The organism is Synechococcus sp. W55.2 (assembly GCF_047461635.1).
GTDB lineage: Bacteria > Cyanobacteriota > Cyanobacteriia > Thermostichales > Thermostichaceae > Thermostichus.
Window position 1 is genome coordinate 1 of record NZ_JANSHM010000076.1, and the last position, 13103, is coordinate 13103.

Consider the following 13103-nt stretch of genomic DNA (forward strand, 5'->3'; position numbering starts at 1 on the left):
ATGGGAAGGGGATGCGGATTTGAATGGTGCGAATGTGATTGCGCTCTTGGGGGCTGTCGTAAACCAGCCTAGAGGTTAAGCCTACGGCTCGCTTCGCGAACGGGCCTGTTTTGTTCTCTGGTAGAGCAGAGCAGGCCCAGGGCTACTGAAAGCCCGCTCTGTACTGCTTAGCGGTCGGAGCCGGGTAGTTTACACGCCCGTCCATTCCAAGCCCCGCTACAGCTATCTGCAAAACTATCCGCTCTCTCCCACCCCCAAGGCAACAACAGGCGGTCAGGGAAAGAGCGGTCTAGCGGGCCTTCAACTGGAACCTGACTGCCGGGAGGAACTCCAAGCGAGCCAGAACGCGAAGACTCTTCAGCAGACTGAAGGATCTAAGTTCAGACCGTTAGAGAACAGCCCCGGCGCACAGCCGGCTGAACCCAACTTGACGACCCTTACAACTACTACTATCTGGCATCCGCAGGAACCTCCCTTACTAAACGACACCCTGAGACTAGCACAAATCTTTTCTTGTTTTCTCGATCAGGGAGTTCATGCGGTGGTTTGTTGGAGCCGTTTGAGAGCTCCAGGCGCTCTGGGTGACCGTGGGCTTCGGATCCCCTGTCCCACAAGAGGGGTGAGGGATGGACTGCTGAGGATGAGGCGACAGCGTAGGATAGAGAGACGCCCTTTAGGTTGCTCGAGTTGCCGTGGACTACAAAAGTACCCTCAACCTGCCCCAAACTCAGTTTCCCATGCGGGCAGAGGCCGCCAAGAGAGAACCCGCCATTCAAGCCTTTTGGCAGGAAGAGCAAATCTACCAGCGCCTTGCCGACCACAATCCTGGGGATCCCTTTGTCCTGCACGATGGACCGCCCTACGCCAATGGCGATATCCACATGGGCACCACCCTCAACAAGATCCTCAAGGATATCGTCAACAAGTACCACATCCTGCAGGGGCGCAAGGTGCGCTACGTGCCCGGCTGGGATTGCCACGGCCTGCCCATCGAACTGAAAGTGTTGCAAAGCCTCACTCCGCAGGAGCGGGAAAACCTCACCCCTCTGCAGCTGCGACAAAAAGCCAAGGAGTACGCCCTGCACTACGTTGATGTGCAGCGGGCCAGTTTTCAGCGCCTGGGGGTATGGGGATCCTGGGATCGGCCCTACCTGACGCTGTCGCCGGAGTACGAAGCCGCCCAGATCGAGGTGTTTGGACAAATGGCCCTCAAGGGCTACATCTACCGCGGCCTCAAACCCGTCCACTGGAGCCCCAGCTCCCAGACGGCTCTGGCGGAAGCGGAGCTGGAGTACCCCGACAACCACATCTCCCCCAGCATCTACGTGGCCTTTCCCCTGCAGAGCCTGAGTCCGGCGGCGCAGCCGGTTTTGGAGCCTTTCATGCCGGGCCTGCGGGCAGCCATCTGGACCACCACCCCTTGGACGATCCCGGCCAACCTGGCTCTCTGCTTTAACCCCAAGCTCACCTATGCAGTGGTGGAGTCTCCCCGCTTCGGCCTGCTGTTGATCGCCGCCGATCTGCGGGAGCGGCTGGAGAAGGTTCTGGAGACGCCTCTGGAGATCAAGGCCACCCTGTCGGGATCCGCCCTGGAATACAGTCAAGGACGGCACCCCCTCTTTGACCGCGCCAGCCTCTGCGTGCTGGGGGACTATGTCACCACCGAGTCCGGCACCGGCATTGTGCACACAGCTCCGGGGCATGGGGAAGATGACTTCAAAACCGGCCAAAAGTATGGTCTGCCCATTCTCAGCCCTGTGGACGATCAGGGGAGATTTACCGCCGAGGCCGGATCCCAGTTCGTCGGGTTGGATGTGCTCTCCAAGAAGCCGGAGACCAGCGGCAATGCTGCTGTCATCCAGGCTCTGCAGGCTGCGGGGGCTTTGCTCAAGGAAGAGCCCTACAACCACAAATATCCCTACGACTGGCGCACGAAAGAGCCAACGATTTTCCGGGCCACCGAGCAGTGGTTTGCGTCTGTAGCTGGCTTCCGGGAGCTGGCCCTGCAGGCCATTAAAACCGTGAAATGGATCCCGGCCATCGGGGAGAACCGCATCACTGCTATGGTGTCGGAGCGCTCGGATTGGTGTATTTCCCGCCAGCGGGCTTGGGGCGTGCCCATCCCCGTCTTTTACGACGAAGAAACCGGCGAGCCCTTGCTCACCGCCGAGACCCTCGACCACATCAAGGCCATCTTCGCCCAGGAGGGATCCGACGCCTGGTGGAAGCGCCCGGTGGAGGAGTTGCTGCCGGAGAAGTACCGCCACAATGGCCGCACCTACCGCAAAGGGATGGACACCATGGATGTCTGGTTTGACTCCGGCTCCTCCTGGGCGGCAGTGGCCAAGGCCCAAGGGCTGGGCTACCCGGTGGATCTGTATTTGGAGGGCTCCGACCAACACCGGGGCTGGTTCCAATCCAGTTTGCTTACCTCCGTGGCCGTCAACGGCCATGCCCCCTACAAGGCGGTGCTCACCCATGGGTTTGTGCTGGACGAGAAAGGCCAGAAAATGAGCAAGTCCCTGGGGAATGTCATCGATCCGATGGTGTTAATCAACGGCGGCAAAGATCCCCAGACGGATCCCGCCTACGGGGCGGATGTGCTGCGCCTGTGGGTCTCCAGTGTGGACTACTCCGGGGATGTGCCGCTGGGTAAGACCATTCTTGGGCAAATGGCGGATGTGTATCGCAAAATCCGCAACACAGCTCGCTTTTTGCTGAGCAACCTCTACGACTTCAATCCAACTCAGGATGCCGTTCCTTTTGAAGCCTTGACGGAGCTAGACCGCTACATTTTGCACCGCCTGCACGAGGTGGGATCCGAGATCGGCGAATCTTTTGCAAGCTATCAGTTCTACCGCTTTTTCCAGGCGATTCAGAACTTCTGTGTGGTGGATCTCTCCAACTTTTACCTGGATATTGCCAAGGATCGCCTCTACATTAGCCATGCCCAAAGTCTACGGCGGCGCCAATGTCAAACGGTGCTCTCCCTGTTGCTGGAGAACTTGGCCAAGGCCATCGCCCCCGTTCTCTCCCACCTGGCCGAAGAGATTTGGAGCCATCTGCCCTATCCCAAGCCCACCCGTTCGGTGTTTGAGGGGGGGTGGATGAAGCTGCCGGAGCACTGGCGGGATCCCCAGTTGGCGGCCATTTGGGAGCAGCTGCGAGAGGTGCGCCAAGAGGTGAACAAGGCTCTGGAGCAAGCCCGTACCGGTCGCGTTAGCGGGACGAAGTCCTTTAAGCCCATCGGCGCTTCCACCGAGGCCAAGGTCATTCTGAAGGTGGCGGATCCCGGCCTGTACTCTCTTTTGCAGGAGCGGGCTGCCGAGTTGCGCTACTTGTTCATCACCTCACAGGTGGAACTGGAGAAAACCTCAGGTCAAGGCTTGCAGATCTCTGTTTTTCCGGCTGACGGCCAAAAGTGCGTGCGCTGCTGGAACTATTCCACCCGTGTGGGGGAATTTGCCGAACATCCAGAGCTGTGTGAGCGTTGTGTAGCCGCTCTGGCCGGGGAGTTTTGAATTCGGGACCCCGTCCCGCTGGCGGGAAGGGATCCCCCTCTTTGAATTGGCTCTTTCTCCGGACAGGTCTTGTCGGCCTTCTTCGGGATCAAGGGGCAGAGCTGCGGGATGGGATCCCCTCGACATGGGTGTGCAACACCTTGCCGCACAGGGTTTTCTCCAGCCAGGGAGTCGCTGGCGATCGGGAGTGGAGGGTGGCCGCAGAAACCGTCCAGGGGTGGGTGGGATCAAACAGCACCCAGTCGCTGTGGGGGGTGAGGGTGGGCGGATCTAGGTTTAGGCAGCGGGCCGGGTACAGGCTGAGGGCAGACCACAGTTGCAGCGCCGTCAGGGATCCCGTTGCCACCAAATGTTGCCACAGCAGCGGCAGAGCCAGCTCCAGGCCCATCGCCCCCGGCGGGGCATCGGCAAAGGGCAGGGTTTTCTCTTCGTAGGTGTAGGGGTGGTGATCCGTCGCGATCCCCAGGCTGCCGGAACGGATCCCGGCGATCAGAGCCTCCCGGTCGCCGGCGCTGGGAAGAGGGGGCAGGAGACGAAGGTGGGGATCGTAGCGATGCTCAAGGACGGCCTCTTCGGACAAGATCAGGTGCATCCAAGTGGTGCTGGCGGTAACCGGCAGTCCTTCTGCTTGGGCCTGTTGGATCAGCTCCAGGCTGCGGGCTTGGCTCAGGCGCATAATATGCACAGGCGGAGGGGAAGGAACGCTCCTGATCACCTCCAAGAGACGGGCCAGAGCGGCAGTTTCGGCACTGGCAGGGATCCCTTTCAGCCCTAGGCGCAGCGCCCAGATCCCTTCGTAAAGGCTGCCTTGCCCGGCCAAGGTGGGATCCCAGGCCCAGAGCAGCAGGGGTTTCTTCCCCAGCCGCAAATACTCCAGAGCCCGCCGCACCAAAGCCAAGGAGCGCAGCGGCTGAACCTCTGCAAAGCCAACTGCTCCCGCTTGCGCCAGTTCTCCCCAGGGGGTTGGGGTTTCTCCCTGGCCACCCACGCTCAGGGCAGCCCAGGGCAGCCAGCGGGGATCCCCCAATTGGCGGGGGTAGCGGTTCAAGTGCTCCGGGCGATCCAGCACCGGAAAAAAGCCGCTTCCGGGAAGGGGGGTGGGCAGAAGCCCCACCTGGGTAAAGCCTCCCGCCAAAGCCGCTGCAGCCAAAGAGGTCAGGGTTTCCCGACTGTGGGCCAGAAAGTGCTCCGCACCGCTTACGCGACCGCTGCCAACCATCTCGCCGCTGTGGGCATACAGATCCAGCAAACCCGGCCCCACCACCCAACCTGAGCCATTGATGGTGGGGATATCGGCAGGGATCCCTGCTGGCTCGGTGGCCCGCAGGCGACCCTCTTGCAACCACACATCGGTTACTTCATCCCGCTGGCGCAAGGGATCCAATAGGCGCACTCCCTGGAGATGCACATTTTGTCCTGTTAGTCGTCCTGTTAGCTCGCGGAGAGGGGATGAGCCCATCTTTACAAAGCTCCAGCGGTGGTGCAGTCCAGGATCTGGCCGGACAGATGGGTGGTGAGGTTCAACACCTTCAAAACCGGGGCACCCTCCTTGCCTTCTGGATAGTCGATCACCGTAATGGCGCCATTCCCCTGCTTGAAGATCCAAAAGGCTTGGGGGGAAAGGTCGAACAACTGACAGATGATCGCCTTGTTGATGGCATCGTGGGCAACAACAACCGCCGTGCCCTGAGGAAACTGGGCTGCGGTGATGGCCAAAAGCTCCTGCCAAGCGGAGCGAGTGCGCTCCCACACCTGGTGAAGGTTTTCCCCATTGGGCATCTGCACACTGGCGGGATCCCGTTGCCAGCGCTCCAGCTCGCCGGGGTATTCGGCTTCGACTTCGCTTTGCAGCTTGCCCTCCCAGTCGCCGTGGCAGATCTCTTGCAAGTCGGGCATTGGGCGCAAAATGAGGTTGCTGTGGTTGCTGCAGATGGCATCGGCTGTGGCCCAGGGGCGCTTCAGGGGGCTGGAGAAGGCCAGTTGCAGAGGTTGAGTGGCCAAAAATTCTGCCACCTTGGCTGCCTGTTCCTCCCCGGTGGCATTGAGGGGGATATCCCGCTGCCCTTGAAAACGGCGCTCTCGGTTCCATTGGGTTTCCCCATGCCGCACCAGCAAGATGCGCATCCCCTGCTTGCGCTTGGGCAGGGCTTGGCCGAGGTGAGCGGTGATGTTCAGAGATTCCAGTTGTGGCGGCCCCTGCAGGCCCTCGGGAAAATTGAGAACGCTGATGGCGCAGTTATCCTGCCCGAGGCGGTGATAGTGGTGTGGCCCCAGGCCGATGGCGGTGCTGACCAGGGCGCGATTGATGCCGCTGTGGCCCACGATGAGGATATTGAGGGGCTGCCTTGGGGAGGGATCCGCTCCATGGTTCCAGAGGCCTGCAGCCGATTGCAGATGCAGGGCCAGCATTTCCCAAAACCCCTGCGCCTGCTGCCAGAGCTCCCGCACCGGAAAGCGGCCCTCTAGCTCCAGGGTGTCGGGATGGTGCCGCCACAGGTGGTAATCTTCGGGGTATTTCTCCTGCACCTCGGCAAAGGTCAGCCCTTCCCAGGCTGTCAGGTCGATCTCCCGCAGTTGATCGGTGATGTGCAGAGGGATCCCTTCTCGGTCTTTCAAAAGGATGCGAGCTGTCTCGAGGGCGCGAGACAGGGGGCTGCAATAGGCGCAATCCAACGGGATCCCGGCCAGGGCCTCGGCTACACGCTGCGCCTGCACTTCTCCAGTGGGGGTGAGCCGGGAGAGATCGGAGCGGCCTTGAATGCGATTTTCCAGGTTGAAGGTGCTCTCACCATGGCGCACGATCAAGATGCGCAGGGCAGGCTGGTCGCGGTAGCGGGACGGAGTCCTTGCCATCGCTTGCATGGACTTACTCATCGCAGTAGCGGGACGGAGTCCTTAGAACACCTTCTAGAGTACCGCCACTGGGCGGCGCTCGCCTTCGTCAATTCACCGGTTGGGCTGCCGACTGAGGCGTATTTGGGCTGGTCGCCGCTTGTGATGGGGGCATCTTTGGAGAATGGCCGCGCTGCGTTTCCGCTGGCAGAGGTTTTGGTTGAATGGACGTTGGCGAAGGGGGCCGGCTTGGTGCTCCTTGCCCTTGTTGTGGTGCTGTTGGCGCAGTTTTTCCCTCCACTGCTCCCTCAGGAGAGCCCCCTGCCACCGATAGAATCCGAGAAGACAAAGTGTAGGATCCCTGAAGGCGGATCCCTCTTGCCTGGACAAGCGCTGCCATGGTTTCTCCACAATTGGCTTGGGATCCCGGATCCCTGACCGAAAGCCCCAACCCGGCTACAGCCGAGATCGACCGTCTCAGCACCTGGGAACTGGTGAAACGGATCAACGCTGAGGATCGGCGGGTGCCGGAAGCGGTGGCTGCTCAAGCAGAGCCGATTGCCCAAGCCATCGATGCCATTGCCCAGCGGATGAGTCGCGGCGGGCGGCTGATCTATATCGGGGCAGGAACCTCAGGTCGGCTGGGGGTGCTGGATGCGGCTGAGTGCCCGCCCACTTTTGGCACTTCCCCCACCCAGGTGGTGGCTTTGATTGCCGGGGGGGAAAGGGCCCTGACCCAGGCGGTAGAAGGCGCAGAGGACGACGCAGAAGCGGCTGCCCGCGCTCTGGAGAGTCTCCACCTCCAAGCTCAAGATAGTGTGGTGGGAATTGCTGCCAGCGGTCGTACCCCCTATGTGCTGGGTGGGATCCAAGCCGCTAGGAGCATGGGGGCGCTCACGATTGGCCTGGCCTGTAACCACCCTTCCCCGCTAACCGAGCAGGTGGACATTGCCATTGCCCCTTTGGTGGGGCCGGAGGTGATCCTCGGATCCACCCGCATGAAAGCCGGCACAGCCCAAAAGCTGGTGTTGAACACGATCTCCACTGGAGTGATGATCCGCTTGGGCAAGACCTATGGCAACCTAATGGTGGATCTCCAAGCCAGCAATGCCAAGCTCAAGCAGCGGGCGGAGCGAATAGTGGCTTTGGCCTGCGATCTGGATCCCACTACGGCTGCCCAATTGCTGCAGGCTTGTGATGGAGAGGTGAAAACCGCGATCCTTGTGGCCTTGATGGGGTGCTCTGCTCAAGAGGCCCGTCAGCACTTGCACCAGGCCCAGGGCAACATTCGCCAGGTGCTTGATGCTGCTCTGGCGCAGCGGCGGTGACAATAGTTGAATGGCTTGTCCATGAGCGTTTGCGGCTACCTCTACACGCCTTCCCATGCCCCTTTGCCGGAACAGGAGTTGGCCTGGCTCCAGGGGCGAGGGGCCGATCCCATCCTGCACGATTGGGGATCCCGAACTCATTTGGAGGAGCTGTTCCGACGCATCACAGCCGGCTTGGTGCAGGAAGTGCTGCTCTTGCGCCTGTCGGATCTGGGGGATCGGGCGGATGAAATCCACGAGCGGCTGCTGCAAATCCAACACTCCGGGATCCGCCTCAGCTTGGTCACCGAATCCGGCCTGCAAACCCCCACCAAGGCTGCCGATTGGATCCCCCTGCTGGCCGAGATCCCCCATCAGTTGCAAAGCCGCCGCCTCTGCTGCAGCCAAGCCCAAAACCGCCTGGCGGGCAAACCCCCCCCTGGCCCTGCCCCCTTTGGCTACCGCCGCGAAGGGGAACGCTACGTGCTGGATCGCCGGCAGGCCAGCATCGTTCAGGATTTTTTCCAGCACTTTCTCCTCTACGGATCCCTGCGGCAGGCGGTGCGCTTCTTGGAGGAAAAACACCACAAGCGGATTTCTGTGGCCACCGGACGCAACTGGCTGCTCAACCCGGTATACCGCGGGGATCTGGCCTATGCCGACGGCACCACCCTGCGGGACACTCACCCGGCCCTTCTCAGCCGCACGGAAGCCGCCCAGATCGATCGCTGGCTCAAACGCAACCAAGGGATCCCTCGCCGCAGCGCCAGTGCTCCCCGCGCTTTGGCCGGCCTGGTTCATTGCTGCGCTTGTGGCAGCCTTCTGCGCATTGTGCAAACCACCCCTCGCAAGGGGAAAAAGAACGGATCCCCCTACCTCTATCTGCGCTGCCAAACCTGTCGCTACAGCCTCCCCTACACCGAAGTCCTGCAGGAGGTGATCCGGCAGGTGTGCGAACAACTGCCCCAACGCGCCCAGACGCTGGATCGACAAGCCCTCACCCAAGTCCGCCAAGAGCTGCAAGCCCAAATCCAGGCCAACGCCGAGCGGCTGCGGCAATTGGAAGAGCTACAGCAATCTGGACTAATGGACGAAGCCTCCCTGGCCCAGCGTCGCTACCAGTTGCGAGCAGAGACGGCCCGCTTGGCCCAAAAGCTGGAGCAACTCCCCCCCGCCAACCTCACCCAGACCATCCAAACCCTCTCCATCCCGCCCTTCTGGCAAGACCTCAGCGAGACCGAACGGCGTGCCTACCTGCGGGAATTCCTGCGCAGGATCGAGGTGGATTCTGCAGGAGCGGTGCGAGTTACTTTTGCCTTCGATCCCTGAGAGCGAAGGGTTCCCCCCACCTTCCCCCCAGAATTGAGACCATTCTTGATTCTTTCTCAGCCCAGACCTGCCTCAGCGCCAAGCCAAGAGGACGGGATCAGCGCCATGGCATAGCTGAATCCTTCCCGATTTGGGTGAATTGTCATCTGGAGTTGTTTTCTTTTGATCACTGATGAAAGTATATCTAAAACTAAAATCGGGAAAAACATCAAAAATCGACTTGAGAAGCCCTGGGAACTTTCTTAGGACCATTTGCAAGATCTGGGAACTTCTAGCTTTTTGAGGGATCCACCTTTATCCTTCGCAACAGTTCTCAGGGGGCGGGTTGGCTGCCGATAATGTCCCTTGTCTGCCCCATGGAGGAACGCGCTGTGAAATTGGCGGTTTACGGAAAAGGTGGGATCGGCAAATCCACCACCAGTTGCAACATCTCGGTGGCCTTGGCCAGGCGGGGCAAAAAGGTCTTGCAGATTGGCTGTGATCCCAAGCACGACAGCACCTTCACCCTGACCGGCTTTCTCATCCCCACCATCATCGACACCCTGGAAGCCAAGGGCTATCACCACGAAGACATCTACCCAGAAGATGTGATCTACCGCGGCTACGGCGGCGTGGACTGTGTGGAAGCGGGTGGGCCCCCGGCAGGGGCTGGCTGTGGCGGCTATGTGGTGGGGGAAACCGTCAAACTCCTAAAGGAGCTGAACGCCTTCGATGAGTACGATGTCATCCTCTTCGATGTGTTGGGGGATGTGGTGTGTGGCGGTTTTGCAGCTCCCCTCAACTACGCCGACTACTGCCTGATTGTGACCGACAACGGCTTTGATGCCCTGTTTGCCGCCAATCGGATTGCTGCCTCGGTGCGAGAAAAGGCTAAAACCCGCAAGCTGCGGTTGGCCGGGCTGATCGGCAATCGCACCAGTAAGCGGGATCTGATTGACAAATACGTCTCGGCAGTTCCCATGCCGGTTATCGAGGTGCTTCCCCTCATTGAAGATATTCGCGTCTCGCGGGTCAAGGGCAAAACCCTCTTCGAGATGGCGGAAACCGATCCCAGCCTGGAGCCTGTCTGCCAGTACTACCTGAACATCGCCGATGAGCTGCTGGCCCGCCCGGAAGGGATCGTGCCCCAACCTGCCGAAGATCGGGAGCTGTTTGCTTTGCTCTCCGACTTTTACAACACCCCGGCCCGTCAACTGGCCCTGGTGTGACGGATCCCCTGCCAGCGGGGGCAGTGTGTCCAAAAATGAAGCCACTGTTTCGGAAGACTGTCGCAAACCTTATCAATTTGTTGTCCGATCCGCTTTCCCCCCCAAGATGGATCCTGTAGGGATCTCGCTTTGGGAAGGAAATGGCACAGGAGTTGGATATGCAAGGACAAGAGCAACCCACCGTCGTGATTACCGGAGCTTCCTCGGGTGTTGGCCTGTACTCAGCTTTGGCCTTGGCCAAGCGCGGCTGGCACGTGGTGATGGCCTGTCGGGATCTGGACAAAGCCTACCGGGCGGCCCAGCAAGTGGGGATCCCCCAGGGCAGCTATACCCTGCTGCAGATCGATCTGGCCAGCTTGGCCAGCGTGCGGCGGTTTGTCGAGCAGTTCCGCAACTGGGGCCGTTCCTTGGACGCCTTGGTCTGCAATGCCGCCATCTACATGCCCCTGCTCAAGCAGCCCCTGCGCAGCCCGGAAGGATATGAGCTGACCATGGCCACCAACCATCTGGGGCATTTCTTGCTCTGCCATTTGATGTTGGAGGATCTGAAACGCTCCACCTATCCAGATCGGCGGCTGGTGATCTTGGGCACGGTTACCCACAATCCCAAAGAGCTGGGGGGTAAGATCCCACCCCAACCCCACCTGGGGGATCTGCGGGGGTTTGCCCAGGGCTTCAAGGATCCCATCAGCATGGCGGACGGCGGCAAATTTGAACCGGTGAAAGCCTACAAAGACAGCAAAGTCTGCAATATCCTCACCATGCGCGAGCTGCACCGCCGCTTCCACGAAAGCACTGGCATCACCTTCCTCTCCCTCTATCCGGGGTGTGTAGCCACCACGGCTCTGTTCCGCCATCACTATCCCCTGTTTCAAAAACTTTTCCCCTGGTTTCAAAAAAACATCACGGGCGGATTTGTTTCTCAGGAATTGGCCGGAGAGCGGGTGGCCCAAGTGGTGACCGATCCCGAGTTTCGTCGGTCGGGGTTCTACTGGAGCTGGGGCAACCGGCAACGCAAGAATGCCAAGCCCTTTAACCAAGAAGTCTCTGACGAGGCGGCAGACGATGCCAAGGCCAAATTGCTTTGGGATCTCAGCGAAAAATTGGTGGGTGTGCCCCAGTTGGTAGCCCTCTAGTTGGCAACGTTCCCTTCTTTTATGTTTTTAGGAGACGAGCATGAATGCTGCTTTGAATAGTGCCAACGCCCTTAACTTTCAGTGCGAAACCGGCAATTACCATACCTTTTGCCCGATTAGTTGTGTAGCTTGGCTTTATCAAAAAATTGAAGACAGCTTCTTTTTGGTCATCGGCACCAAGACCTGTGGCTACTTTCTGCAAAACGCCATGGGGGTGATGATCTTTGCCGAGCCCCGCTATGCCATGGCGGAGCTGGAAGAGGGGGATATTAGCGCCAAGCTCAACGACTATGAGGAGCTGAAGCGGCTGTGCCTGCAAATTCAACGAGATCGCAATCCCAGCGTGATTGTTTGGATCGGCACCTGCACCACCGAGATCATCAAAATGGATCTGGAGGGCCTAGCCCAGAAGCTGGAAGGGGAGATCGGGATCCCGATTGTGGTGGCCCGGGCCAATGGCCTCGACTACGCTTTTACCCAAGGGGAAGACACGGTTTTGGCCTCGATGGCTCAACGCTGCCCAGAGCAGGTGCGGGCAGAGGAGCAGGAAACCCGCGGGGGTCTCCAGGCGCTTTTTTACGGGCTCCGCTCTGGAACAAAGAAAGAGGAGGAAGGCTTCCACAAGCATCCTCCCTTGGTGATCTTCGGCTCGGTGCCCGATCCGGTGGTGACCCAACTCACCCTGGAGCTGAAAAAACACGGGATCCGCGTCTCCGGCTGGTTGCCGGCCAAACGCTATGGAGAGCTGCCGGTGATCGAGCCGGGCACCTACGTGGTGGGGGTGAATCCTTTCCTCAGCCGCACGGCCACCACGCTGGTACGCCGCAAAAAGGCTAAGCTCATCACCGCTCCTTTTCCCATCGGGCCGGATGGCACCCGCGCCTGGATAGAAGCCATTGCCCGCGAGCTGGGGATCCCGACGCCAGGCTTGGCAGAGCGGGAAGCGGAAGTGTGGAACCATCCCCAAGTTCGGGATTATCTGGAGCTGGTGCGGGGCAAGAGCGTTTTCTTCATGGGCGATAACCTGCTGGAGATCTCGCTGGCCCGTTTCCTGGTGCGCTGTGGCATGACGGTGCAGGAAATTGGGATCCCTTACATGGACAAACGCTACCAAGCGGCTGAGCTGGCCCTCTTGGAGCGCACCTGCGAAGAGATGGGAGTGCCCAAGCCCACCATCGTAGAGAAGCCGGATAACTACAACCAAATCCAGCGCATCAAGGCCCTGCAGCCGGATCTGGTGATCACAGGTATGGCCCACGCCAACCCCCTAGAGGCACGGGGGATAACCACCAAGTGGTCGGTGGAGTTTACCTTCGCCCAGATCCACGGCTTCGGCAACGCCCAAGCTCTGCTGGAGCTGGTGACCCGACCGCTGCGGCGCAATGCAGCCCTCAAAGGCTTGGGTTGGGAACGGTTGGTGCGGGAAGAAGCCCCTATCTAACCTTCCGGCTCCTCATTGTCAAACAGTAGACCGTCTAGGTGATCTGGCAGTTGCTGCCGGTCGATCCAGACCATGCCCGCCAGAATAGCTTCGGCCTCGTTTTGAAAGTAGCCGTAGGCTTTGGCGCCAATCTCCGGCTCGCAAGAGCCATCTTGCTGGAGCAGTCGGCAGCGAAAGATAAACCCCTTCTCTGTAGCTTGGGTGGTGATGCTGATACATTTACGCTGAACACTGCTGAACATCACTGTTCAGCTATGCAGCGATAGCATTCTGTTTGTTTCCAAACAGAATGGCGGTATCCCGCAAAGCTTTGAGTAGAATACCCAAAG

At 59.8% G+C, this 13103-nt stretch carries 9 protein-coding genes; 6 read left to right on the plus strand and 3 right to left on the minus strand.

The window, feature by feature from the left end:
- The first annotated feature begins 737 nt into the window (after positions 1-737).
- Positions 738-3521 carry an isoleucine--tRNA ligase gene (ileS, locus tag NW828_RS12295; protein ID WP_414384174.1) on the plus strand — a complete coding sequence of 928 codons (2784 nt, stop codon included), beginning with the start codon at positions 738-740 and terminating at the stop codon, positions 3519-3521.
- Positions 3522-3609: 88 nt separating this feature from the next.
- On the opposite strand, the gene NW828_RS12300 is transcribed toward ileS, so the two are convergent.
- On the minus strand, positions 3610-4980 hold the full coding sequence (locus tag NW828_RS12300; protein WP_414384165.1) for a dihydroorotase: 1371 nt from the start codon (positions 4978-4980) through the stop codon (positions 3610-3612).
- A gap of 2 nt (positions 4981-4982) precedes the next feature.
- Entirely contained in the window at positions 4983-6383 is a 1401-nt protein-coding gene (locus tag NW828_RS12305) for a histidine phosphatase family protein (protein ID WP_414384166.1), read from the minus strand.
- 368 nt (positions 6384-6751) lie between these two features.
- Here NW828_RS12305 and murQ point away from each other — a divergent pair, with 368 nt between their 5' ends.
- From murQ to NW828_RS12330, 5 genes are all read left to right on the plus strand, one after another.
- Positions 6752-7681: an N-acetylmuramic acid 6-phosphate etherase gene (gene murQ, locus NW828_RS12310; RefSeq protein ID WP_414384168.1), complete on the plus strand. Its 930-nt coding sequence runs from the start codon at positions 6752-6754 to the stop codon at positions 7679-7681.
- 21 nt (positions 7682-7702) lie between these two features.
- The gene (locus tag NW828_RS12315) at positions 7703-8989 is read left to right on the plus strand and encodes a recombinase family protein (RefSeq protein ID WP_414373573.1); all 1287 of its coding nucleotides are present in this window, start codon (positions 7703-7705) and stop codon (positions 8987-8989) included.
- Between the two features lie 371 nt (positions 8990-9360).
- Entirely contained in the window at positions 9361-10197 is an 837-nt protein-coding gene (bchL, locus tag NW828_RS12320) for a ferredoxin:protochlorophyllide reductase (ATP-dependent) iron-sulfur ATP-binding protein (RefSeq protein ID WP_041437180.1), read from the plus strand.
- Between the two features lie 158 nt (positions 10198-10355).
- On the plus strand, positions 10356-11333 hold the full coding sequence (locus NW828_RS12325) for a protochlorophyllide reductase (protein WP_414384170.1): 978 nt from the start codon (positions 10356-10358) through the stop codon (positions 11331-11333).
- Positions 11334-11373: 40 nt separating this feature from the next.
- On the plus strand, positions 11374-12774 hold the full coding sequence (locus NW828_RS12330; protein ID WP_414384171.1) for a ferredoxin:protochlorophyllide reductase (ATP-dependent) subunit N: 1401 nt from the start codon (positions 11374-11376) through the stop codon (positions 12772-12774).
- Here the strand turns inward: NW828_RS12330 and NW828_RS12335 are convergent.
- Entirely contained in the window at positions 12771-13016 is a 246-nt protein-coding gene (locus tag NW828_RS12335; protein ID WP_414384173.1) for a hypothetical protein, read from the minus strand. The genes NW828_RS12330 and NW828_RS12335 overlap by 4 nt on opposite strands.
- Positions 13017-13103: the final 87 nt, after the last annotated feature.